Below are 21476 nucleotides of genomic sequence, written 5' to 3'. Positions count from 1 at the left end.
TTGCGTCTGCTCGCCACAATCGAATCGAGTCCGCGGTAGAAAGAGGACGTGCTCACCAGCAGCGGAACCGCGCGCCGTGAGACAGCGGACGGTCCCGTCGAGCTGTTCTATGAGGACCTCGGCGATCCCGCCGGCCCGCCGGTGCTGCTCATCATGGGCCTCGGTGCCCAGCTGCCCATGTGGCCCGACGGCTTCTGCGCACGCTTCGTCGATGCCGGTTACCGGGTGATCCGCTTCGATCACCGCGACACCGGGCTGTCGGCGAAGATGCACGGACTCCGCGCTCAGGGCACGGTCTACCGGCGGATAAGCCGCTATCTGCTGGGCAGGCCCAGCCCGGTGCCCTACACGCTGGTCGACATGACGCAGGATGTGGTCGCACTGCTCGATCATCTGGGCATCTCGCGGGTCCATGTCGTCGGCGCGTCGCTCGGCGGCATGATCGCGCAAATTCTGGCCGCCACCGCACCTGCCCGCGTGGCCTCGCTCGGCATCATCATGTGCACGACCGGTAAGGCGCTGTCCTCGCCGCCGGCCTGGCGGGTCATCAAGCTGGCGTTCGACCCGCCGGCCAAAGACGCTTCGGCCGAGGAGAAGTTGGCGGCCGAGGTGCGCAACATCGCGGTGTTCAACGGGCCGAATTTCTTGCCAACCGACAGCGAGCTGCGCAAGCGCGTGCAGCAACTGGCAGATCGCTGCACCTACCCGCCCGGCATGCTGCGCCAGTTCGACGCGGTGCTGGGCACCGGCAGCCTGCTGGCCTACAGCAAGGCGATCACGGCGCCGACGGTGGTGCTGCACGGTTCGGCGGACCCGATGGTGCGACCGCGCAACGGGCGCGCGGTCGCCGCGGCCATCCCCGGCGCGCGATTCGTGGTGGTCGACGGCATGGGCCACGACCTTCCTGAACCGGTGTGGCGGCCGATCGTCGAGTCCCTCACCGAGAACTTCGCGCTCGGGTCTGGCGGCGCCCGCCGAACGTGAAACGGACGCGAAATCTCGGCCGGATCTTCGCGCTCATTTCGCATTCGGCGACCCATGACCAGCCCGTGAGCGGCGTCACGCGATTCGGTAACGACCTGCGCAATTTGGCACACTGCTCAAATGAGCTCCGCTAAGCACCGCGAGGTGGTCAAGCTCGACCGGGTGCCGTTGCCGGTCGAAGCAGCCCGGGTCGCCGCCACTGGTTGGCAGGTCACCCGCACCGCCGCCCGGGTCGTCACCAAGCTGTCGGCCAGGGGCCCGTGGCAGCAAAAAGTGATCAAGGAGATCCCGCACACCTTCGTCGACCTGGGGCCGACATACGTGAAGTTCGGGCAGATCATCGCCTCCAGCCCCGGGGCGTTCGGCGAGTCGCTGTCCCGCGAATTCCGCGACCTGCTGGACCGGGTGCCACCGGCCGATACCCAAGAGGTGCACAAGCTGCTCGTGGAGGAGCTCGGCGGTGAGCCGTCCGAGCTGTTCGCCACCTTCGACGAAGAGCCGTTCGCGTCGGCGTCGATCGCGCAGGTGCACTACGCGACCCTGAAAAGCGGCGAGGAAGTCGTCGTCAAGATCCAGCGGCCGGGCATCCGTCGCCGAGTCGCCGCCGACCTGCAGATCCTGAAACGCTTCGCGCAGGCCGTCGAACTGGCCAAGCTGGGCCGCCGGCTGTCCGCCCAAGACGTGGTCGCCGACTTTTCCGACAACCTGGCCGAAGAGCTGGACTTCCGCTTGGAAGCGCAGTCGATGGACGCGTGGGTCTCCCACCTGCACGCGTCGCCGCTGGGCAAGAACATCCGGGTGCCGCAGGTGCACTGGAACCTCACCAGCGAGCGGGTGCTGACGATGGAACGGGTGCACGGCATCCGCATCGACAACGCCGCCGCCATCCGCAAGGCCGGATTCGACGGCACCGAGCTGGTCAAGGCGCTGCTGTTCTCGCTGTTCGAGGGCGGCCTGCGGCACGGGTTGTTCCACGGCGACCTGCACGCGGGCAACCTCTACGTCGACGACCAGGGCCGCATCGTGTTCTTCGACTTCGGGATCATGGGCCGCATCGATCCCCGCACCCGCTGGCTGCTGCGCGAGCTGGTGTATGCGCTGCTGGTGAAGAAAGACCATGCCGCGGCCGGCAAGATCGTCGTGCTGATGGGCGCCGTCGGCACCACCAAACCCGAGGCCCAGGCCGCCAAGGACCTGGAGAAGTTCGCCACCCCGCTGACCATGCAAACCCTGGGCGACATGTCATATGCCGACATCGGCCGGCAGCTCTCGGCGCTGGCCGACGCCTACGACGTCAAGCTGCCCCGCGAGCTGGTGCTGATCGGCAAGCAATTCCTGTACGTCGAGCGGTACATGAAGCTGCTGGCGCCGAAGTGGCAGATGATGTCCGATCCGGAGCTGACGGGGTATTTCGCGAACTTCATGGTGGAGGTCAGCCGCGAGCATCAGAGCGACGTGGAGGCGTGATGGAGGTTCGCACCGGTACAGCCGCATCTGGCCCTGACGGCGATCTGAACCTGTACTACGAGGACATGGGCGACCTCGACCACCCGCCCGTGCTGCTGATCATGGGGCTGGGCGCTCAGCTGCTGTTGTGGCGCAGCGACTTCTGCGAGCAGCTCGTCAACCACGGCCTGCGGGTAATCCGATACGACAACCGCGACGTCGGCCTGTCCAGCAAGACCGAGCGTCGCAGCAGCGGTCAGTCGCTGCCGGCCCGGATGCTGCGCTTCTGGATCGGCCTGCCCAGCCGCGCCGCCTACACCCTCGAAGACATGGCCGACGACGCCGCGGCCGTGCTGAACCACCTGGGCATCGAGCGGGCCCACGTCGTCGGCGCATCGATGGGCGGCATGATCGCCCAGATTTTCGCCGCGCGTTTCGCCGAACGGACCAAGAGCCTCGCGGTGATTTTCTCCAGCAACAATCGCCCTTTCCTGCCGCCGCCCGCGCCACGCGCACTGCTGGCGCTGCTGACGGGACCGCCGCCGGACTCGCCGCGTGACGTCGTCGTCGAGAATGCGGTGCGCGTCACCAAGATCATCGGCAGTCCGGGTTACCGCGCGCCCGAGGAGCAGGTCCGCGCCGAAGCTGTCGAGAGCTACGAACGCAGCTACTACCCCAGGGGTGTCGCCCGGCACTTCGGCGCGGTCCTCGCCAGCGGCAGTCTGCTGCACTATGACCGGCGCATCCTCGCACCGACGGTGGTGATTCACGGCCGTGCAGACAAGCTGATGCGCCCATTGGGGGGCCGTGCAATAGCCCGGGCCGTCACCGGCGCCCGTTTTGTGTTGGTTGACGGAATGGGCCATGATTTGCCCAAGCAATTGTGGGATCGCGTTATTGGTGAGCTGACCACCAATTTCGCCGCGACCGCCAAGGCCCAGGCTGAAAAGTAAGATGATGTCTCCTTGTCGGTGGCACCGCGCTGCGCTCGGAGTTGATACGGTTGGATTGGAGGTTTCCTAGATATGGCCGAGCTGAAAGACATGACCGAGCTGAAGCCGTATTACGAAGAGTCGCAGGCTGCCTACGACATCTCCGACGACTTCTTCGGCTTGTTCCTAGACCCCAACATGGTCTACACCTGCGCGTACTTCGAGCGTGACGACATGACGCTGGAAGAGGCGCAGCTCGCGAAGTTGGACCTGGCTCTGGACAAGCTGAACCTCGAGCCGGGGATGACGGTGCTCGACGTCGGGTGCGGGTGGGGCGGGGCAGTCGTCCGCGCGGTCGAGAAGTACGACGTCAACGTCATCGGCATCACGCTCAGCCGAAACCACTATGAGCGCAGCAAAGCTCGGCTGGCTGCGATCCCGACGTCGCGGCGCACCGAGGCCCGCTTGCAAGGCTGGGAAGAGTTCCACGAGAAGGTCGACCGGATCGTCACCTTCGAGGCCTTCGACGCGTTCAAAGCGGAACGTTGGCCACTGTTCTTCGAACGCTCCTACGACATCCTTCCCGATGACGGCCGGATGCTGCTACACAGCATTTTTACCCACCCACAGACGTACTGGCGGGACCATGGCATCACGGTGACGATGAGCGATTTGCGGTTCCTTCGCTTTCTCGCGACCGAGATCTTCCCCGGCGGCGGGATGTGCGGCGAAGCCGATATCGTCGACAATTCTCGGGCCGCAGGGTTCACAGTCGAGAAAATCCAGTACCTGCAGGAGCATTACGTGCGGACACTGGACAACTGGGCAGCCAACCTGGAGGCTAATCGCGAACTCGCCATCGCGATCCAATCCGAAGTGGTCTACGACCGTTTCATGCGCTATCTGACAGGCTGCGCGAACCTCTTCCGCAAAGGCTTGTCTAACGTCGCCCAGTACACGCTGACAAAATAGCGACACCCTTCTGAACTGGGAGAACTCCAACACGGTTTAGCGGTGCGGTGCTGCGTCGGATAACATACTCCTAGATGCATTGGGGGGCTTGTATTTCGGTGCGCATCGCCCAGGCACCGAGGGGCCGATGAGGTCCAGGAAGGCATACACAAGGCCATGGCCGCCAAGCTGACGCCGCACTTCGCCAATGTGCAGGCGCATTACGATCTATCCGACGAGTTCTTCCGCCTATTTCTGGACCGGACCCAGACCTACAGCTGCGCATATTTCGAGCGCGAAAACATGACGCTAGAAGAGGCGCAGATCGCCAAGATCGACTTGGCGCTGGGCAAGCTGCACCTGCAGCCCGGTATGACACTGCTGGACGTCGGTTGTGGCTGGGGTGCCACCATACGGCGGGCGATCGAGAAGTATGACGTCAACGTCGTTGGCCTGACGTTGTCCAATAATCAGGCCGCCCACGTGCAGAAATCGTTCGACGCCATCGATAGCCCGCGCGACAGGCGGGTCGTACTGGGCGGCTGGGAACAGTTCAGCGAGCCTGTCGACCGAATCGTATCGATAGGCGCGTTCGAGCACTTCGGCTTCGACCGCTACGACGACTTCTTCAAGATGGCCCACGGCATTCTGCCCACCGACGGCGTGATGCTGCTGCACACCATCACCGCACTCTCGGGACCGGAAATGGCCGAGCGCGGTCTGCCGGTGACGATGGAGATGGCCCGTTTCGCCAAGTTCATCCTCACCGAGATCTTCCCCGGGGGCCGGCTGCCGTCGACCGAGATGGTGCAAGAGCACTCGTCGAAGTGGGGTTTCCGGTTAACCCGGCGCCAGTCGCTGCAATCGCACTATGCCAAAACCCTTGACCTGTGGGCGGAGGCGCTGCAGGCGCGCAAGGACGAGGCCATCGAGATCCAGTCCGAAGAGGTCTACGAGCGATACATGAAGTACCTGACCGGCTGCGCCAACTCATTCCGCGCCGGCTACATCGACGTCAATCAATTCACCCTGGAGAAGTAGTGGCGGTGTTGCCGGTCAGAGCGATGCCTGGCAAATCGCGGTCCAAAAATCCGGCGGCAACGGACCGCAAATGCCAGGGATATGCCCTGCGAGTTGTAGGGTGCCGAGTACGGACCCTTCGGGAAGGCGCCCGTCACAGTGGGAGGACCGATGTCTAACAACTCAGCGGGCATCACAGACACACGGCCGAACGACCTGAACGTCCAGGCGCACTACGACATTTCGAACGAATTCTTCGCGCTGTTCGTAGACCCGACACTCACCTACAGCTGCGCGTACTTCGAACGCGATGACATGACTCTGCAAGAGGCACAGATCGCCAAGATCGACCTCGCGCTGGACAAGCTGGGGCTGGAGCCGGGCATGACGCTGCTCGACATCGGCTGCGGCTGGGGTTCGACGATGAAGCGCGCCATCGAGAAGTACGACGTCAATGTCGTCGGCCTGACCATTTCCAAAAACCAGCACGCTTACTGCCAGCAAGTGCTCGATGAAATCGATACAAACCGCTCACACCGGGTCTTGCTGAATGACTGGTGCGAGTTCAACGAGCCGGTGGACCGCATCGTCACCATCGAAGCGCTGGAGCACTTCGGCTTCGACCGCTACGACGACTTCTTCAAGTTGGTATACGAGGCCCTGCCAGACGACGGTGTGATGCTGCTGCACTCGATCACGGGTTTACATGTGAAGCAGGTCATCGAGCGCGGCATACCTTTGACAATGGACATGGCCAAGTTCATGAAGTTCATAGTGACCGACATCTTCCCCGGCGGTCGGCTGCCGACGATCGAGTCCGTCGAGGAACATTCGAAGAAGGTCGGTTTCAAGGTGACCCGGGTCCAGTCGCTGCAGAAGGACTTCGCCAAAACGCTTGACTGTTGGTCGCAGGCCCTGGAAGCACATAAGGACGAAGCCATCGAGATTCAGTCCGAAGAGGTCTACGAGCGATACATGAAGTACCTGACCGGCTGCGCCAAGACGTTCCGGATGGGCTACGTCGACTGCAACCACTTCACCTTGGAGAAGTAGTCAAGCGACACATTGAATAATGGGTATGGTCGCACGTCACACCAACGAAGCGTGTGTGCGCTCAAGTAGTGAAAGATCATCCGGGAGAACACAACGACAATGGCCGATAACCAACCGGGCCCCACGAAAACGCGGACGCGCTCCGAAGACATCCAGGCGCACTACGACGTCTCCGACGACTTCTTCGCTCTGTTCCAGGATCCGACCCGGACCTACAGCTGCGCTTACTTCGAGCCGCCGGACATCTCGCTCGAGGAGGCGCAGTACGCCAAGATCGACCTCAACCTGAGCAAGCTGGACCTCAAGCCGGGCATGACGCTGCTGGACATCGGCTGCGGCTGGGGCACCACAATGAAGCGGGCCGTGGAGAAGTACGACGTGAACGTCGTCGGGCTGACCCTGTCGAAGAACCAGCACGCCCGCTGCCAGCAGGTGCTGGACGGCATCGACACCAACCGCTCGCGCGAGGTGCGGTTGTACGGCTGGGAGGATTTCGCCGAACCCGTCGACCGGATTGTGTCGATCGAGGCCTTCGAGCACTTCGGGCACGAGAACTACGACGACTTCTTCAAGAGGTGTTTCGACATCATGCCCGAGGACGGCCGGATGACCGTCCAGAGCAGCGTCAGCTATCACCCCTTCGAGATGGCCGCACGTGGTAAGAAGTTGAGCTTCGAGACGGCCCGATTCATCAAGTTCATCATCACCGAGATCTTCCCGGGCGGCCGGCTACCCTCCACCGCGATGATGGTCGAACACGGCGAAAAGGCTGGTTTCGTTGTCCCCGAAGCTCTTTCGCTGCGGCCGCACTACATCAAAACGCTGCACATCTGGGGCGACACGTTGGAGTCCAACAAGGAGAAGGCCATCGAGGTCACCTCTGAAGAGGTGTACAACCGCTACATGAAGTACCTGCGCGGCTGCGAACACTACTTCACCGACGAGATGCTCGACTGCAGCTTGGTGAGCTACCTCAAGCCAGGGGCCGCTGCTTAATTTGTCGGATGCGGGTGTCGGATTGTGGGCGCGCCGTTCGTCGGATAGGTAGAGAGTGGGACACAGGGTTTCGCTCACTATCGGAGGTGACCACAAATGCAGTACTTGGCGCTGTTGATCAGCCGAGAGCCGGAACTCACACCTGACGAACGCGACTCCATGATGGCGGCATTCGACAGCTTTCATGCGAAGGCCGCGTCGGCAATCCGGGCCGGCGACGCCCTGACACCCGCGGCGGCCGCGGTACGGATCACCGGCGGTGCGAACGCGCCGCTTGTCACCGACGGCCCATTCCCCGAAGGCGCCGAGGTGGCCTGCGGCTACTACGTGTTCGAAGCGGAGAACCTCGACGAGGCACTGGCTCTGGCGCGCGATATCCCGGTCGCCACCTACGGCACGATCGAGGTTCGGCCCACCTACCACGTGTTCGATTCCGAATGGACGCGCTCGGGCAGTGGCCAATGGCTGGCGCTGCTACAGGAACCGCCCGCATCCGTACACACGCCGGGCACACCGGAATGGCAAGCGGAAGCGGCGCGACACGGTGAATTCGCCGCTGCCGCAGGCGATCACATTGTCGGTGGCGCCGCATTGCACGAGCCGGCAACGGCGACGACGGTACGCGTGCGCGACGGTCAGGTGCTGCTGACCGACGGGCCCTACGCAGAAGGAGCCGAGATTGCCACCGGCTTCTATCTGCTGACCGCCACCGATCGTGACGAGGCGGTCAAATTGGCCGCGATGATTCCCGCTTCGGCCGTGCAGTTGCGCCAGCTGGCTGGAGTTTCCCACCTGTAGGCCCGGGATGACCGACCTGAGCGGCGTCTTCCGGCGCGAGTGGGGCCCGGCCGTGGCCGCGCTGGCCCGATGGTCGGGCGACCTCACCGTCGCCGAAGACGCTGTCCAGGAGGCCTGCGCCGAGGCTCTTCGGGCCTGGCCCCGCGACGGGATGCCCGAAAATCCCGGCGGGTGGCTGGTAACGGTCGCGCGCAATCGCGCACGGGATCGGCTGCGCCGCGAATCTGCCTGCCCCGGAAAGGAATTGGCGGCTGCCGTGGACGATATCAGGGCACGTACCGAACACAGTGACCCGCATCCGGTTCGCGACGACGAGCTGCGGATGATGTTCACCTGCGCGCACCCCGCGCTGGACCGGCAGTCGCAACTGGCACTGACGCTGCGGCTGGTGTCCGGGTTGACCGTCGCCGAGATCGCCCGTGCGCTACTGCAGGCGGAGAGCGCCGTCGGTCAGCGAATCACCCGGGCCAAAAACAAGATCCGCCATGCCAACATCCCGCTGCGGGTGCCACCCGCCGAACTGCTGCCAGAGCGCACACCACACGTGCTCGGTTGCATCTACTCGGTGTTCACCGAGGGCTATTGGTCGACGGCCGGCCCGTCGGCCATACGGGACGAACTGTGCGACGAGGGTGTGCGGCTGACCGGCGAGCTGTGCTCGCTGATGCCGCACGAGCCGGAGGCGCACGCTTTGGCGGCGCTTGTGCTGCTGCATGATTCGCGGCGTTTCACCCGAGTGGACAGTGCTGGGGCGCTGGTGCCGCTTGAGGAGCAGGACCGTCGGCGCTGGGACGGTGGTCGGATCAGCCGCGGCCTGGATCGGCTGCGGCGGGCCCAGGGGTCGACCGGGCCGTACCTGCCGCAGGCGGTGATCGCCGCCTTGCACGCGACCGCGCCGTCCTGGGAGGAGACGGACTGGGCCGCGATCTGCGCCGCATACGACCGGCTGTTGCAGCTGACCGACTCGCCGGTGGTGCGGGCCAACCGCGCGCTGGCGGTCGGCTTTCGCGATGGGCCCGATGCCGGCCTGGCCGCATTGGAGAAGGTGGCGCACGATCCCCGGCTAACCCGGTCGAATCTTGCTGCGTCGGTGCGCGCTGACCTTTTGCGACGGGCGGGGCGGGGCGCCGAGGCTGTCACCTGGTACCGAGCGGCGTTGGAGTCCAACGGATCCGAGCCCGGTCGCGACTTCCTGCGTCGGCGCATCGCAGAGTGCGGCGGGTAGCTACCCTCACCTGTCACATCCGCCCCATGCGCCTCTGGACGAAAGACGTGTCTGCTGAGTCCACCTATGCGCGACAACTAACGTGTCGCTCATAGCTGGACTCAGGTGTGTCCGTCCCGGCCAGAGACGCGTGTGGCAGGTGTGACGTTCACGGCGCCGAGGCGCCAGTCGGTTACGCCCGCGGCGCCGGAGGCGCCGCTGACTACCCCTCCGAAGTAAAGTTGCGGGTGACCGACGGGTCGACCGGAATACCCGGCCCCGTCGTCGTCGACACGACGACCTTCTTCAGATACCGGCCCTTCGACGACGACGGCTTGAGCCGCAGCACCTCGTCGAGCGCGGCGCCGTAGTTCTCTGCCAGCTTCTTCTCGTCGAACGACGCCTTTCCGATGACAAAGTGCAGGTTGGCCTGCTTGTCGACACGGAAGTTGATCTTGCCGCCCTTGATGTCGTTCACGGCCTTGGCGACGTCCGGGGTGACGGTGCCGGTCTTGGGGTTTGGCATCAGCCCGCGCGGACCCAGGATCCGGGCGATGCGGCCGACCTTGGCCATCTGGTCGGGCGTTGCGATCGCGGCGTCGAAGTCCAGAAATCCGCCCTGAATCTTCTCGATCAGGTCGTCGCTGCCGACGATGTCCGCACCGGCCGCCTCGGCCTGCTCGGCTTTCTCGCCGACCGCGAACACCGCCACCCGCGCGGTCTTACCCGTGCCGTGCGGCAGGTTGACCGTGCCGCGGACCATCTGGTCGGCCTTGCGCGGGTCGACACCGAGCCGGATCGCCACCTCCACGGTCGCGTCCTGCTTGGCCGACGACGTCTCCTTGGCAAGCTTGGCCGCCTGCAAGGGGGTGTAGAGGTTGGCGCGATCCACCTTTTCGGCGGCCGTGCGGTATGCCTTGCTGTCCTTGCTCATTGACTGTCCAATCTGTGTTGGGTCGTGGTCGGTATGTGTCGGACTCCTCCTCAGGCCATTGACGGCCTGCATCGTCGTCCGACGGCGGGCCGAAGCTGGCCCTCCCACGGGTTCGTAACTATTCGACGGTGATGCCCATCGACCGAGCGGTGCCGGCGATGATCTTGGCGGCCGCGTCGATGTCGTTCGCGTTGAGATCGGACTTCTTCGTCTCGGCGATCTCGCGAACTTGATCCCAGCTGACCTTGGCGACCTTGGTCTTGTGCGGCTCCGCCGAACCCTTGCCCACGCCCGCAGCCTTCAGCAGCAGCTTCGCGGCCGGCGGCGTCTTGAGCGTGAACGTGAAGCTGCGGTCCTCGTAGACCGTGATCTCCACCGGGATGACGTTGCCGCGCTGGTTCTCGGTAGCGGCGTTGTAGGCCTTGCAGAACTCCATGATGTTGACGCCATGCTGGCCGAGCGCGGGGCCGACCGGCGGCGCAGGGTTGGCCTGTCCCGCCTGGATCTGCAGCTTGATCAGCCCGGCGACCTTCTTCTTCGGGGCCATGAGATGTTGATGTCCTTCCTTGGTTTGGCCTGGTGCGGCTTGCGCGACGGGCTAGATCTTGGAGACCTGGCCGAAGGTGAGTTCCACCGGCGTTTCGCGGCCGAAGATCGAGACCAGCACCTTGAGCTTCTGCTGCTCGGCGTTGACCTCGCTGATCGTGGCGGGCAACGTGGCAAACGGTCCATCCATGACCGTCACCGATTCGCCCACCTCGTAGTCGACCTCGACAACCGGACGTTCCAGGCCGCCGGCCTCGGCGACGGTAGCGGTGCTGGCCGCACCCTTGGCGGCCTTCTTCGTCGCTCCAGGCGGTAACAGGAACTTCACCACATCGTCCAGCGTGAGCGCCGACGGGCGCGACGTCGCACCGACAAACCCGGTGACCCCCGGCGTGTTACGCACCGCGGCCCACGAGTCGTCGGTCAAATCCATGCGCACCAGGATGTAGCCGGGCAGCACCTTGCGATTGACCTGCTTGCGCTGGCCGTTCTTGATCTCGGTGACCTCTTCGGTGGGCACCTCCACCTGGAAGATGTAGTCGCCGACGTCAAGGTTCTGCACCCGGGTTTCCAGGTTGGCTTTCACCTTGTTCTCGTAACCCGCGTAGGAGTGAATCACATACCAGTCACCGGGCTTGCTGCGCAGCTCTGCCTTGAGCGCGGCGGCGGGGTCCAGTTCCTCGGCCGGAGCCTCCGGAGCCTCGGCGACCTGCTCGGCATCCTGCACGTCGACCGCCTCACCCGCGGACGTGTCACCGTCGAAGGTAGTCACGGTTTGCAGTCCTCTCTGTCACTCTCAAGCCTCAGCCGAACACCAGTAGCACCAGCTTGGCCAGGCCGAAATCGGCAAGCCCGACCAGCGCCACCATGAAGGCCAGAAACACCAGCACCACTGAGGTGTAGGTGAGCATTTGTTTGCGGTTCGGCCAGATCACCTTCCGCATCTCGGCAACTACCTGCTTCAGGTAGTTGTAGACGAAGATAATCGGGTTAGCCGAACTGGCGCCCGCTTTCTTCGACTTCTTTGCCTTCGCCGATTTCTGGCCCGACTTGTCCTTGCCGGCGCCGGCTTTGGCGGACTTCTTGGTCTTTTCTTCTTTGGCGACCTTGACGTCGCCAGACTCCTTGTCGGCGTCGGCGTCGGCGTCGACGTCCGCGTCGGCCACCTTCTGGCGGGACCGCTTGCCGGTGGGGCGCTGCGGCCGCGTCACAGGTTTAGTCACGAGAGCCGTCCGGCCACCGCTTCCGGCACCGTCCTGAGTCTCACCGCCGTCGGCGACGGTTTCGTCGGCAGCGTCGCCTTCGTCGCTCACCGCGTGCTCCTTTGTTCGCTAGCTATCCCCTGGGCCGTGTCTGTCCAATCGGGTCCGGACGGTCACTTCTCCCAGTGTCCACCATGTCACGTCTTCTCGGTCAGCAGGGGCGACAGGACTTGAACCTGCAACCTGCGGTTTTGGAGACCGCTGCTCTGCCAGTTGAGCTACGCCCCTTCGCGGTTGGCAGGACGTATCCCGTCCGGCCTGGCCAACCCTCGTGTGCCGGGGCTTACATGACGCGCGCGCTCTCCGCTCGGTCGACTCACGGAAAGCGCGCAGATGCTGGGAAAACCCCGAGGTCCGAGTGTACTAGATGGCACGTAAGCGCAGGAAATCCGATATTGATCACGCGGTCTTGATGACCTGACCGGTTTCCTTGTCCCATCTGAGTTGGATGGAGTTGTCACCCTCGTGCCCCATTAGGGTGGTGTAGGCATCCAAGACCAACTCGCCATCCTCGTTGGTGCAGATGTTTTTGGTGACGACTATGTCGGCGCCGAAACGCTCGTCCACCGAATGGATGTCCATGCGGGCGCGAAGTTTGTCGCCGACACACACCGGCTTGTAGAAAACGAATTTCTGGTCGACCTGGACGATCTGCATAGTCTCCATGCCCAGATCGACGTTCCGAAAGAAATCGTTCTGGACAAGCTTCGCGAAAATCGTCACGAAGGTTATCGGTGCAAGGAGGCTGCTGTAGCCCAGTTTGGCGGCCGCGGCTTCGTCGAAGCAGGCCGGATCGTCACATTTGATCGATAGCGCGAATTGGCGAACCTGCTCGCGGCCCACCTCGAAGTAGTCCGGGTACTGCCAGCTCATGCCGCGGATGTCGGTTTTGAGAGCCATTCCCTACGCCAGCTTCGCCGACGCAATAGCCCGCCCGAAGATCTTCTTGCCCCCAGTGGTGGCCGTGAGCGCGATGGTCACCGACTTGCTGTCCGGATCGACGGACTTCACCCGGCCGCTGAACACAAGTTCGGCGCCCTTACCGTCGTTGGGCACCGGTACCACCGCGGTGAACCGCACGTTGTACTCGGTAACGGCCCCAGGGTCCCCGACCCACGACGTGACGTAGCCCCCGCCTATGCCCATCGTCAGCATGCCGTGCGCGATCGCGGTGTCCAGCCCGACGACCTTGGCGATCTCATCGTCCCAGTGGATCGGGTTCAAATCACCGGAAACACCGGCATAGTTCACCAGATCCTGGCGGGTCAATGGGTAGCTCTTCTCAGGAAGCTTGTCCCCAACCTGCACCGAACTGAACTCACGCAGAGCCATCAGAAAATCCCTCTTCTCCGTCCTCACCGGCACGGCCCGCCAGGGTCGTGTAGGTCTCCTGCACAATGTCACCGGCATCGTTGGTGACGATGTTCTTAGTCACGACGATCTCGGTGCCGTGTGCGGCACGCATCGAATCCACGTAGACATCGCAGTAGAGCTTGTCACCGGCCACTATCGGCTTCTCGATTTTCAGCACCTGATCGACCTGTACGATCTGCGCGTCCTGGATCGCGATGTTGGCGTGCTGAAAGAACGCCGACTGTGCCTTGTAACCGAATACGCAGATGAACGTCAACGGAGCCAGCAGCGCCTTGTAGCCGAGTTCGGCGGCCGCGTCCTCCGTGAAGAATGCGCCATCATTGTTTTGCACGGCCTCCGCGTACTCGCGGATCTTTTCCCGCTCCACCTCGTAATGATCGGGATAGCGATAGTGCATCCCGACGATCTTTGCGCTCAAAGCCACAGCTCTAGAACCTACCTAGTCAGTCTGAGTAAACGCGGTGGGCGCGCTACCGTGTCTCGCGATGCGGCTGGTGCTTGCCGCAATTGCGGCAGAACTTCTTCAACTCCATCCGGTCCGGATCGTTGCGGCGATTCTTCTTGGTGATGTAGTTGCGGTGCTTGCACACCTCGCATGCCAAAGTGATCTTCGGCCGCACGTCGGTACTGGAAGCCATGACGGTTCTCTCTCGGGTCTGTCTCGCACGTAGTCGTTGTTGTGTCGTCGTTGTTTTCTTGTAGCGATGGCCGGACTCGAACCGGCGACCTAACGATTATGAGTCGTTCGCTCTAACCGACTGAGCTACATCGCCTCTGGCCACCCCTTTGTTCGGCGCGCACCGTGGGTTGGGGCCACCCGCCTGCTCGGCGTCCGCCGAGCCCCCTAACGGAATCGAACCGTTGACCTTTTCCTTACCATGGAAACGCTCTACCGACTGAGCTAAGGGGGCCGTTCACCCGTAGCGACCAGTCGTGCCGCGGGCCTAAAAGAGGGTACAGCCTGGCGCGCAACGTAACCAAACCACAGCCACGGGCCGCTGTGGCAAAGCGGTAATCAGCGCGCGTCGTCGCCGGGCCGCCTGACCCACGCTTCCGGATCGGAGAAGTCGTCGAACTCCTCGTCCACGTTGCCAATGGTCCCTTCACCCGCCAACCCGAGCAGGGATCGCAACGCGAGATGAACGGCGCCTTGCGTGTCGAGCACGCGGTAACGCCGGATGATCTCTTGGACCAGATCGTCGTCAACCTCGATCTCAACCTTGTGGAGCATGGCCAGACAATACCTCCGCAGTCGATGTCATTAGAGTGCCGTTGACCTGATGACGTGCCCGAAACCTTGGGTCGATTTCCCAGGTCATAGTCTGAGTGGGTGTCAGATTCGGACCGGCTGTACTTCCGTCAACTGCTTTCCGGGCGCGATTTCGCCGCTGGCGACATGTTCGCGACGCAAATGCGCAATTTCGCCTACCTGATCGGAGACCGTCAGACCGGTGACTGTGTGGTGGTCGATCCCGCATACGCCGCCGGTGATCTGGTCGACGCGCTCGAGGCCGACGGCATGCACCTGTCCGGGGTGCTGGTGACCCATCATCACCCCGATCATGTGGGTGGGTCGATGATGGGGTTCGAGCTGAAGGGCCTGGCCGAGTTGCTGGACCGCAAGCCTGTGCCTGTGCATGTGAATACTCATGAGGCACTTTGGGTTTCGCGGGTCACCGGAATCGGTCTCGGCGACCTGACCGCGCATGAGAACCACGACACGGTGAGCATCGGCGACATCGAGATCGAGCTGCTGCACACTCCCGGCCACACGCCCGGCAGCCAGTGCTTTCTGCTGGACGGACGACTGGTCGCCGGCGACACGCTGTTCCTGGAGGGCTGCGGCCGCACCGACTTTCCGGGTGGCGACGTCGACGAGATGTACCGCAGCTTGCAGCAACTCGCCCAGCTTCCCGGTGACCCGACAGTGTTTCCGGGCCACTGGTATTCGGCCGAGCCCAGCGCGTCTTTGTCGGACGTCAAGCGTTCCAACTACGTCTATCGCGCCGGAAACCTCGATCAGTGGCGAATGTTGATGGGCGGCTGATGAGCGGTTGAGGGCGTCTCAGCCTTCGTTTCAGCGATTTTCAGCGAATTTCGGACCCAGGTTAACTGTGGTATAAGCGGAAGGTGAATTCAATGGGGTGGGTCCAGGGCTGGCGCGGAGCCACTGACTTTGGGTCGAACGCCTGGCTGGTGTGGTCGGTGTGGGCGGCGCTCGCGCTCGGCATCGTCGCGCTTGTCTTCACCAACTATCAGATCCAGCGCAACCGTCAACTGGCCGCTGAGCAGATCCGGCCCTATGTCGGCATGATGATGGAACCGCACGTCACCGACTGGCATGTGATCGAAGTGGTGGTCCGCAATTTCGGCCGGACCGCCGCCTACGACATCAGGTTCTCGTTTCCGACTCCACCGACCGTGGCGGCATACGAAAACGCCTCCGACGGCTACGCCGACGTCATCGAACTCCAGCTCCCCCGCGAGTTGCCCACGCTGGCGCCCGGCCAGGAGTGGCGGATGGTGTGGGACTCCGCGCTCGACCGCGCCGAAATCGGCAACGCCATCGAGTCCCGATTCGAGGGGTCCGTCATCTACTACGACCGCCCCGAACAACCGAAGGGGTGGCGGTTCTGGAAGCGGCCGCGGAAACCCCTGGAGACGAACGTCGTGCTGGACTGGGATGCCCTGCCGCCCGTTCAGCGCATCGAGTTGATGACGTCGCATGATCTGGCGAAACGGGAGAAGCAGAAGCTGGAACTGCTGCGCAGCCTGCTGACCTACTTCCACTACGCAAGCAAGGAAACACGTCCCGAGGTGTTCCGCAGCGAGATCGAGCGAATCAATGCCGCTGTTCAGGAAACTCAGGACCGGTGGCGCATCCGGCAGCTCGACCATCCGACCGACGTCAACCTGCGTTGGGGTGCTGCCGAAGATCAACTGGGCAAGCATCGCAACCAGCGCGTGTGACGGTGGTCCGCCCGCGCGTGGTGTTCGGCGAGGCGCACCGCCGAAAGCGGCGCGAGGGACAAGCGAAGGAGTATCCATGAGCGGCCCGGTCATTTACACCAAAAAGGACTCCATCGCCGTCATCCGGATGGACGACGGCAAGGTCAACGCGCTGGGCCCAACCATGCAGCAGGCGCTCAACGACGCGATCGACCAGGCCGACAGCGATGCCGTCGGAGCCCTGGTGATCTCGGGCAACGAACGGGTTTTCAGCGGTGGGTTCGACCTGAAAATCCTTACCTCCGGCCAGGTCCAGCCCGCGATCGACATGCTCAGGGGCGGCTTCGAGCTGTCTTATCGCCTGTTGTCCTACCCGAAGCCGGTGGTGATGGCGTGCACCGGCCACGCCATCGCGATGGGAGCCTTTTTGTTGTCCTCCGGTGACCACCGGGTGGCCGCTCACGCGTACAACATTCAGGCCAACGAAGTCGCGATCGGCATGACGATCCCCTATGCCGCCCTCGAGATCATGAAGCTGCGGCTCACGCAGTCGGCATACCAGCAAGCCGCCGGACTGGCCAAGACGTTCTTCGGTGAAACCGCGCTCGCCGCAGGCTTCGTCGACGAGATCGTGCTGCCCGAGATGGTGCGCAGCCGCGCCGAAGAAGCCGCACAGGAATTCGCCGGTCTCAACCAGCGGGCCCATGTCGCGACCAAGTTGCGCGCTCGTGCCGACGCGCTGAAGGCCATCCGCGCCGGGATCGACGGGATAGAAGCCGAGTTCGGCCTCTAGGTCCAATGGCGACGACCCGCCGCACCCGGCTCCGCCGCGCTCGCGATCGCCGTTAGACGCCCTGGTAACGACGGAACCGCTTGAGGTATGCAGGAAAGTCCCACGTCGACAGGAACTCTTGCGCAGCCGCATAGCCCCTGTCGTGCTGCTCCTCAAGACGCTCTCTCGAGATATTGAAGTCCAGTGCACTGACCTCGGTCGAAACCACCCGGATGGCGCGAGCGCTGACCCACGGCTCATTCAGGCGAGTCAGATCGTGACCAAGCACCATGGTCAATATCAGCTTCTCCAGCAACGTCGGTGGCCCAAGACGCCGCAGCGGCCGCAACCCCGGGAGGGCACTCTCGATGCCCTCGAAGAGCTTGGGAACCACGGTGATCCCGAACGTCGGCCAGCGTGGCGGTTTCGCGTCCGGCCGATCCAACGAGTCGATCGGAAAGGTCGAGAGCAGGCCACCGTCGACCAGGGTGGACGTCACCCCATCGGCGCTGCGCAAGGTCACCGGGCGATAGAAGAAAGGGATCGCCATCGAAGCGCGTACCGCGTCGGCGACGAGCTGCTCGTCCGGGTCCAGACCATATACGCGGCGGTAGTCCCACGGCAACCGAACGAGCTGTCCGGTCGTCAGGTCGGCGACGGTGACCACCGCCCGGTAGCGCCGCTCCTCGAGGAGATTGTCGTCGTCAATGGCCAGATCACCAAACTTGGTGACGCCCAAGTTCTTTAGCTCGCCCCGAACCCAGTCGTGGGCGAAGTCACCGCGGTACAAGCCACTGTCCCGCAGCAGGCCCAGCGCTGGGCCTAGCAACGGGATCGGCGCGGCGTCGCGCCATTTGCGCAGCGGCACAGACAATCCAAGTTCTTTGACCTGCTCACTGGTCAGCTGATCGTCTTTGGACGCGGCCCCGACGATCGCGGCGACCACCGAGCCGCCTGAGACGCCGGACACTCGTTGGAACGAATATCCCTCCTCCATCAACCTGACGATCGCACCCACCAGGCCAATGAACTTGACACCTCCGCCGGAGAGGATGAGGTCGGCGTATTTCGGATCGTCAGCCAACGAACTTCCCTTCTTCCCACTCATCTGCGGAAGCGTTCGAGATATTGCGTCCAGTTCCAGCTGGACAGGAACGCCTCGGCCGCGTCGTAGCCCCGGTGGTAGAGCGCCTCCATCTGCTCCTTTTTGATGTCGAAGTCGAGGAACCCGACGTCGGTCGAATCAACGCGGATTGTCCGCGCGCTGACCCACGGCTGGTTGAGGTACGCCTGATCCCGGCCGACGATCATCGTGGTGAGCACGTCCTCCAACAGCGTCGGCCCGCCGAGCCAATGCAGCGGCGCCAGCGCCGGGATCACCTTGTCATTGCCCTGCGGAAGATTGGGCAGCAGTGTCACCCCAAACGTGGGCCAGCGCGGCGTTTTGCCGTCGGGCCGGTCGAACGAGTCGATCGGAAAGTTCGACAGCACTCCACCGTCGACCAGTGTGGACGTCAACCCGCTGGCACTGGTCAGCTTGACGGTGTGGAAGAAGAACGGAATCGACATCGAGGCGCGCACCGCGTCTGCAACCGGCTGCTCATCGGGATCGAGACCGTAGACGCGACGATAGTCCCACGGCAACCGCACCAGTTGGCCCGTGGTCACATCGGCGACGGTGACCACCAGCCGGTAGCGCCGTTCCGGCAGCAGGGTGTCGTCCCGCAACGCAAGATCGCCAAAGGTGCTGACACCAAGGTTTTTCAGTTGAGTCCGAATCCAGTCGTGCGCGAAATCGCCTTTGTAGATACCTTCTTCGCTGAGCAGACCCCAGGCCGGGCCGAGTATCGGGATCCCAGTGATGTGTGTTGGGTCGAGGAATTTGCGGTAGGGCACCGTCATGGTGAGCCGCTTGACTTCCTCTGGCGTCAGTTGACCGAAGCCGGCGGCCAAAATCGCGCCGACGACCGAGCCGGCTGAGGTGCCGGAGACGCGCGGGATCTCGTAGCCGGCGTCCATCAGCGCGACGACAGCACCCGACAGCCCGATCCCCTTCACACCGCCACCGGACAGCACCAGATCCGCCTTGAGCGCGGTGGTCATTGTTGGCTCTCCGCCGAAACCCAGTCGTAGGCAAGGAATTTCCCGTCGAAGGTCACCACGACGCGGTCGCCCGACGGATGCGGTTTCTTCTGCAGGTCCACGCTGAAGTTGATGGCGCTCATGATGCCGTCGCCGAACTGCTCGTGGATCAGCTCCTTGAGCGCCCCGCCGTACACCTGAAGCGCTTCATAGAAACGGTAGATGGTCGGGTCGGTAGGTACCGCGCTGCGCAGTCCGCCGCGCATAGGCGTTGCGGCCAGCACCGGTACGGCCGACTCGTCGAGATCCAGCATTTCGACCAAGACCTTGCCGAGTTCGGCAGGTATCGGGTGCTGGCCGAGCAACGCCGAGGTAGTCCATACGAGGGGCCTGCCGACGGCATCGGCCAACTCCTGCCAGCTCAGCCCTCTGGCCAGGCGGGCGACCACGATCTGTTCGGTGATCTCGTTTCTGTTCATGAATCCAGCATGCATGTTGGCGACTGTACTGACGACTTTCAGTGTGAGTTTAGGGCGTTCAGTGTGACCTGAGGGCTTTCGGCGTGAGCGTGGGGCGGAGTCGGCGCGAAATTTTCGCCCACGCTTAACACCCAAAGCCGTGGATTCACGCCCAAAGCCAACGATTCACATCCAAAACCCGGGTCTACGAATGCTGCCGCACATCTAGGTATGTCCGCCTCCGCGCGACAACTCATCACCGGCACTCCACCGACATGAATTGTCGCGCGGAGGTAGACAAATCGAATAGTGCTGCGGGACAGTGCTTTCTGAGGCCAACGTGCTGCCTGTGGCGCCTGTGAACTCCCCGCCCTCAGTCCGGTTTCGTCGCGCTGACCAGACGTGTGGAAAACCACGGCCCGCCATACCACATACGCCATCCGAGGTTGCGGCGCCGCACATTTCGCCAGCCCAGTTCCCGCAAATGGTCGGCATGTTGCCGGGTTTCCCACAGGTCCGCTATCGCGAGCCGACCGCCCGGCCGCAGTACCCGAATCGCCTCACGAAGCGCCTGTCGTCGGCCGGCGCGAGTCGGAATGTTGTGGATGGCCAGGCTGCTGACGATCACGTCGACGCTCTCGTCGGCCAACGGCAGTGCGGTCATGCCGGCGGTATGCACCTCGACGCGATCGGCGACGTTTTCCAGCTTGGCATTGCTCAAGGTGGCCTGCGATGAATTGTCCGTCTGGTCGGCTTGCCATAGATCGACGCCGATCGCTCGCCCCCGGGGCAACCGCTTGGCCGCGGCGAGCAACACCGCACCACGCCCACATCCGAGGTCGAGCACCGTCTCGTCGCCACGCAGCCGCAGGTCGTCCAGGATGCGGTCCCACACCCGGAACTTGCCCGACCGCGTCGCGTAGATGTACCAGGCCGCGGTCGCAACCATGTCGACCGCCAACGCCGCAATCGCGGTCGCCCTGAGCCGGTTGCCGCGGGCCAGGCTGACACCCGCCGCCACTAGCAAACCGGCAGAGCCGGCCGCGACGGCAGCCAGCTGCGTCCCCGCCGAGATGGTCTTGAAGGATCCGTCGTATCCGTAGTCGCCCCGGTGTTCGCCCCTCACGACCTCGGCCACCGCGTTCACCACCTTCCGTAGTGGACGACCTCGGACAAGGGCCGCCGGTTCGGTTTGCGGATCGGGCGCAGTGGGCGATCGGCGGGATACCCGATGCCGAGCATGAAGGCCACCAGGTGATCCTCGGGAACTCCTAGGATGGCGCGCGCCCTCTCCTGATCTCCCACTGACGAGTGCCCGGTGCCGATGCCCAAATCGGTGGCCGCGATCATCATCGCCATGGTCGCCTGACCGACGTCGTACTGGTCGGTCACCTTTCTGCGTTCGTCCGGCGGTACCGGCACGACCAAGGCGATCGCCGCCGCGGCCGCCGCGATATGACCGGCGCCGCGCCACACCGTGGAAAGCTCCTGTAGCTGCGTCCGGTCGGTGACGACTATGAAGTCCCACGGCTGGCGGTTTTTCGCCGACGGCGCGCGCCATCCGGCTTCGGCGATACGGTTCAGGTCGGCGTCGGGCACCGGATCTGGCTGGTACTGCCGTACGTTGCGCCGGGCACAGATCGCATCCCAGGTTTCCATCACTCGCCTTTCTCGCGCCTCGCTCGTTTCTGGCCTCGCCAACCAGGGTGCCACCG

At 63.5% G+C, this 21476-nt stretch carries 26 protein-coding genes and 3 tRNA genes; 12 read left to right on the top strand and 17 right to left on the bottom strand.

Annotation, left to right across the window (positions count from 1 at the left end; genetic code table 11):
- Nucleotides 1–48: 48 nt before the first annotated feature.
- The 9 genes from AC5Y21_RS04630 (at nucleotide 49) to AC5Y21_RS04590 (ending at nucleotide 9405) form a co-directional block, all read left to right on the top strand.
- Nucleotides 49–984, top strand: a complete 936-nt coding sequence (locus tag AC5Y21_RS04630; protein WP_499909875.1) for an alpha/beta fold hydrolase — start codon at nucleotides 49–51, stop codon at nucleotides 982–984.
- A 120-nt stretch (nucleotides 985–1104) separates the two neighbouring features.
- On the top strand, nucleotides 1105–2451 hold the full coding sequence (locus AC5Y21_RS04625; RefSeq protein ID WP_499909872.1) for an ABC1 kinase family protein: 1347 nt from the start codon (nucleotides 1105–1107) through the stop codon (nucleotides 2449–2451).
- On the top strand, nucleotides 2451–3383 hold the full coding sequence (locus AC5Y21_RS04620) for an alpha/beta fold hydrolase (RefSeq protein WP_499909870.1): 933 nt from the start codon (nucleotides 2451–2453) through the stop codon (nucleotides 3381–3383). Before AC5Y21_RS04625 ends, AC5Y21_RS04620 begins: the two co-directional genes overlap by 1 nt.
- A gap of 90 nt (nucleotides 3384–3473) precedes the next feature.
- Nucleotides 3474–4334, top strand: a complete 861-nt coding sequence (locus AC5Y21_RS04615; RefSeq protein ID WP_499910174.1) for a cyclopropane mycolic acid synthase family methyltransferase — start codon at nucleotides 3474–3476, stop codon at nucleotides 4332–4334.
- A gap of 156 nt (nucleotides 4335–4490) precedes the next feature.
- Entirely contained in the window at nucleotides 4491–5354 is an 864-nt protein-coding gene (locus AC5Y21_RS04610) for a cyclopropane mycolic acid synthase family methyltransferase (protein WP_499909868.1), read from the top strand.
- 150 nt (nucleotides 5355–5504) lie between these two features.
- Nucleotides 5505–6386 (top strand): cyclopropane mycolic acid synthase family methyltransferase, encoded by an 882-nt coding sequence (locus AC5Y21_RS04605; RefSeq protein WP_499909867.1) that lies wholly within the window; start codon nucleotides 5505–5507, stop codon nucleotides 6384–6386.
- A 99-nt stretch (nucleotides 6387–6485) separates the two neighbouring features.
- The gene (gene mmaA4 / locus AC5Y21_RS04600) at nucleotides 6486–7382 is read left to right on the top strand and encodes a hydroxymycolate synthase MmaA4 (protein WP_499909866.1); all 897 of its coding nucleotides are present in this window, start codon (nucleotides 6486–6488) and stop codon (nucleotides 7380–7382) included.
- 96 nt (nucleotides 7383–7478) lie between these two features.
- On the top strand, nucleotides 7479–8180 hold the full coding sequence (locus tag AC5Y21_RS04595) for a YciI family protein (RefSeq protein ID WP_499909864.1): 702 nt from the start codon (nucleotides 7479–7481) through the stop codon (nucleotides 8178–8180).
- 7 nt (nucleotides 8181–8187) lie between these two features.
- On the top strand, nucleotides 8188–9405 hold the full coding sequence (locus AC5Y21_RS04590) for an RNA polymerase sigma factor (protein ID WP_499909861.1): 1218 nt from the start codon (nucleotides 8188–8190) through the stop codon (nucleotides 9403–9405).
- Between the two features lie 202 nt (nucleotides 9406–9607).
- Here the strand turns inward: AC5Y21_RS04590 and rplA are convergent, their stop codons facing one another.
- The 12 genes from rplA to AC5Y21_RS04530 all read right to left on the bottom strand — a co-directional run bounded on the left by rplA (nucleotide 9608) and on the right by AC5Y21_RS04530 (nucleotide 14731).
- Nucleotides 9608–10318 (bottom strand): 50S ribosomal protein L1, encoded by a 711-nt coding sequence (rplA, locus tag AC5Y21_RS04585; protein WP_499909859.1) that lies wholly within the window; start codon nucleotides 10316–10318, stop codon nucleotides 9608–9610.
- A gap of 118 nt (nucleotides 10319–10436) precedes the next feature.
- On the bottom strand, nucleotides 10437–10865 hold the full coding sequence (gene rplK, locus AC5Y21_RS04580; RefSeq protein WP_499909857.1) for a 50S ribosomal protein L11: 429 nt from the start codon (nucleotides 10863–10865) through the stop codon (nucleotides 10437–10439).
- A 51-nt stretch (nucleotides 10866–10916) separates the two neighbouring features.
- A complete protein-coding gene (nusG, locus tag AC5Y21_RS04575; RefSeq protein WP_499909855.1) occupies nucleotides 10917–11636 on the bottom strand; it encodes a transcription termination/antitermination protein NusG in 720 nt (239 codons plus the stop codon).
- A 31-nt stretch (nucleotides 11637–11667) separates the two neighbouring features.
- The gene (secE, locus tag AC5Y21_RS04570) at nucleotides 11668–12177 is read right to left on the bottom strand and encodes a preprotein translocase subunit SecE (RefSeq protein WP_499909853.1); all 510 of its coding nucleotides are present in this window, start codon (nucleotides 12175–12177) and stop codon (nucleotides 11668–11670) included.
- 104 nt (nucleotides 12178–12281) lie between these two features.
- Nucleotides 12282–12354: transfer RNA gene (locus AC5Y21_RS04565), tRNA-Trp, on the bottom strand.
- Nucleotides 12355–12525: 171 nt separating this feature from the next.
- Nucleotides 12526–13026: a (3R)-hydroxyacyl-ACP dehydratase subunit HadC gene (hadC, locus tag AC5Y21_RS04560; protein WP_499909849.1), complete on the bottom strand. Its 501-nt coding sequence runs from the start codon at nucleotides 13024–13026 to the stop codon at nucleotides 12526–12528.
- A gap of 3 nt (nucleotides 13027–13029) precedes the next feature.
- A complete protein-coding gene (hadB, locus tag AC5Y21_RS04555) occupies nucleotides 13030–13458 on the bottom strand; it encodes a (3R)-hydroxyacyl-ACP dehydratase subunit HadB (protein WP_499909847.1) in 429 nt (142 codons plus the stop codon).
- Nucleotides 13445–13924, bottom strand: coding sequence for a (3R)-hydroxyacyl-ACP dehydratase subunit HadA (gene hadA / locus AC5Y21_RS04550; RefSeq protein ID WP_499909845.1), 480 nt, complete (start codon nucleotides 13922–13924; stop codon nucleotides 13445–13447). The genes hadB and hadA overlap by 14 nt, the downstream gene beginning before the upstream one ends.
- A gap of 46 nt (nucleotides 13925–13970) precedes the next feature.
- Nucleotides 13971–14138 carry a 50S ribosomal protein L33 gene (gene rpmG, locus AC5Y21_RS04545; protein WP_067231004.1) on the bottom strand — a complete coding sequence of 56 codons (168 nt, stop codon included), beginning with the start codon at nucleotides 14136–14138 and terminating at the stop codon, nucleotides 13971–13973.
- 61 nt (nucleotides 14139–14199) lie between these two features.
- Nucleotides 14200–14273 (bottom strand) — tRNA-Met (locus AC5Y21_RS04540).
- A gap of 65 nt (nucleotides 14274–14338) precedes the next feature.
- A tRNA-Thr gene (locus AC5Y21_RS04535) sits at nucleotides 14339–14411 on the bottom strand.
- Nucleotides 14412–14515: 104 nt separating this feature from the next.
- Nucleotides 14516–14731, bottom strand: a complete 216-nt coding sequence (locus AC5Y21_RS04530; RefSeq protein ID WP_499909843.1) for a type II toxin-antitoxin system VapB family antitoxin — start codon at nucleotides 14729–14731, stop codon at nucleotides 14516–14518.
- A gap of 99 nt (nucleotides 14732–14830) precedes the next feature.
- Here AC5Y21_RS04530 and AC5Y21_RS04525 point away from each other — a divergent pair, with 99 nt between their 5' ends.
- The 3 genes from AC5Y21_RS04525 (at nucleotide 14831) to AC5Y21_RS04515 (ending at nucleotide 17242) form a co-directional block, all read left to right on the top strand.
- Nucleotides 14831–15547, top strand: coding sequence for an MBL fold metallo-hydrolase (locus AC5Y21_RS04525; protein WP_499909841.1), 717 nt, complete (start codon nucleotides 14831–14833; stop codon nucleotides 15545–15547).
- Nucleotides 15548–15639: 92 nt separating this feature from the next.
- The gene (locus AC5Y21_RS04520) at nucleotides 15640–16470 is read left to right on the top strand and encodes a DUF8453 domain-containing protein (protein ID WP_499909839.1); all 831 of its coding nucleotides are present in this window, start codon (nucleotides 15640–15642) and stop codon (nucleotides 16468–16470) included.
- A 76-nt stretch (nucleotides 16471–16546) separates the two neighbouring features.
- Entirely contained in the window at nucleotides 16547–17242 is a 696-nt protein-coding gene (locus tag AC5Y21_RS04515) for a crotonase/enoyl-CoA hydratase family protein (protein ID WP_499909837.1), read from the top strand.
- A 52-nt stretch (nucleotides 17243–17294) separates the two neighbouring features.
- Here the strand turns inward: AC5Y21_RS04515 and AC5Y21_RS04510 are convergent, their stop codons facing one another.
- The 5 genes from AC5Y21_RS04510 to AC5Y21_RS04490 form a co-directional block, all read right to left on the bottom strand.
- Entirely contained in the window at nucleotides 17295–18329 is a 1035-nt protein-coding gene (locus tag AC5Y21_RS04510) for a patatin-like phospholipase family protein (RefSeq protein ID WP_499909835.1), read from the bottom strand.
- Nucleotides 18326–19324 carry a patatin-like phospholipase family protein gene (locus tag AC5Y21_RS04505; RefSeq protein WP_499909833.1) on the bottom strand — a complete coding sequence of 333 codons (999 nt, stop codon included), beginning with the start codon at nucleotides 19322–19324 and terminating at the stop codon, nucleotides 18326–18328. Before AC5Y21_RS04505 ends, AC5Y21_RS04510 begins: the two co-directional genes overlap by 4 nt.
- On the bottom strand, nucleotides 19321–19782 hold the full coding sequence (gene cynS, locus AC5Y21_RS04500; RefSeq protein ID WP_499909831.1) for a cyanase: 462 nt from the start codon (nucleotides 19780–19782) through the stop codon (nucleotides 19321–19323). Before cynS ends, AC5Y21_RS04505 begins: the two co-directional genes overlap by 4 nt.
- Nucleotides 19783–20134: 352 nt before the next feature.
- Nucleotides 20135–20899, bottom strand: coding sequence for a class I SAM-dependent methyltransferase (locus AC5Y21_RS04495; RefSeq protein WP_499909829.1), 765 nt, complete (start codon nucleotides 20897–20899; stop codon nucleotides 20135–20137).
- A 5-nt stretch (nucleotides 20900–20904) separates the two neighbouring features.
- Entirely contained in the window at nucleotides 20905–21420 is a 516-nt protein-coding gene (locus AC5Y21_RS04490; RefSeq protein WP_499909827.1) for a nitroreductase family protein, read from the bottom strand.
- Nucleotides 21421–21476: the final 56 nt, after the last annotated feature.

It is taken from the genome of Mycobacterium sp. NGS41 (assembly GCF_059812725.1).
Note: the sequence above shows the minus strand (reverse complement) of the source record. Positions and strands in the feature narration are given on the sequence as shown.

Excerpts from the sequence above, each read along its gene's own strand:
- AC5Y21_RS04625 (WP_499909872.1), top strand. The coding sequence starts at position 1,105 with ATGAGCTCCGCTAAGCACCGCGAGGTGGTCAAGCTCGACCGGGTGCCG.
- AC5Y21_RS04620 (WP_499909870.1), top strand. The coding sequence starts at position 2,451 with ATGGAGGTTCGCACCGGTACAGCCGCATCTGGCCCTGACGGCGATCTG.
- AC5Y21_RS04615 (WP_499910174.1), top strand. The coding sequence starts at position 3,474 with ATGACCGAGCTGAAGCCGTATTACGAAGAGTCGCAGGCTGCCTACGAC.
- AC5Y21_RS04610 (WP_499909868.1), top strand. The coding sequence starts at position 4,491 with ATGGCCGCCAAGCTGACGCCGCACTTCGCCAATGTGCAGGCGCATTAC.
- AC5Y21_RS04605 (WP_499909867.1), top strand. The coding sequence starts at position 5,505 with ATGTCTAACAACTCAGCGGGCATCACAGACACACGGCCGAACGACCTG.
- mmaA4 (WP_499909866.1), top strand. The coding sequence starts at position 6,486 with ATGGCCGATAACCAACCGGGCCCCACGAAAACGCGGACGCGCTCCGAA.
- AC5Y21_RS04595 (WP_499909864.1), top strand. The coding sequence starts at position 7,479 with ATGCAGTACTTGGCGCTGTTGATCAGCCGAGAGCCGGAACTCACACCT.
- AC5Y21_RS04590 (WP_499909861.1), top strand. The coding sequence starts at position 8,188 with ATGACCGACCTGAGCGGCGTCTTCCGGCGCGAGTGGGGCCCGGCCGTG.
- rplA (WP_499909859.1), bottom strand. The coding sequence starts at position 10,318 with ATGAGCAAGGACAGCAAGGCATACCGCACGGCCGCCGAAAAGGTGGAT.
- rplK (WP_499909857.1), bottom strand. The coding sequence starts at position 10,865 with ATGGCCCCGAAGAAGAAGGTCGCCGGGCTGATCAAGCTGCAGATCCAG.
- hadC (WP_499909849.1), bottom strand. The coding sequence starts at position 13,026 with ATGGCTCTCAAAACCGACATCCGCGGCATGAGCTGGCAGTACCCGGAC.
- hadB (WP_499909847.1), bottom strand. The coding sequence starts at position 13,458 with ATGGCTCTGCGTGAGTTCAGTTCGGTGCAGGTTGGGGACAAGCTTCCT.
- rpmG (WP_067231004.1), bottom strand. The coding sequence starts at position 14,138 with ATGGCTTCCAGTACCGACGTGCGGCCGAAGATCACTTTGGCATGCGAG.
- AC5Y21_RS04530 (WP_499909843.1), bottom strand. The coding sequence starts at position 14,731 with ATGCTCCACAAGGTTGAGATCGAGGTTGACGACGATCTGGTCCAAGAG.
- AC5Y21_RS04520 (WP_499909839.1), top strand. The coding sequence starts at position 15,640 with ATGGGGTGGGTCCAGGGCTGGCGCGGAGCCACTGACTTTGGGTCGAAC.
- AC5Y21_RS04515 (WP_499909837.1), top strand. The coding sequence starts at position 16,547 with ATGAGCGGCCCGGTCATTTACACCAAAAAGGACTCCATCGCCGTCATC.
- AC5Y21_RS04510 (WP_499909835.1), bottom strand. The coding sequence starts at position 18,329 with ATGAGTGGGAAGAAGGGAAGTTCGTTGGCTGACGATCCGAAATACGCC.
- AC5Y21_RS04505 (WP_499909833.1), bottom strand. The coding sequence starts at position 19,324 with ATGACCACCGCGCTCAAGGCGGATCTGGTGCTGTCCGGTGGCGGTGTG.
- cynS (WP_499909831.1), bottom strand. The coding sequence starts at position 19,782 with ATGAACAGAAACGAGATCACCGAACAGATCGTGGTCGCCCGCCTGGCC.
- AC5Y21_RS04490 (WP_499909827.1), bottom strand. The coding sequence starts at position 21,420 with ATGGAAACCTGGGATGCGATCTGTGCCCGGCGCAACGTACGGCAGTAC.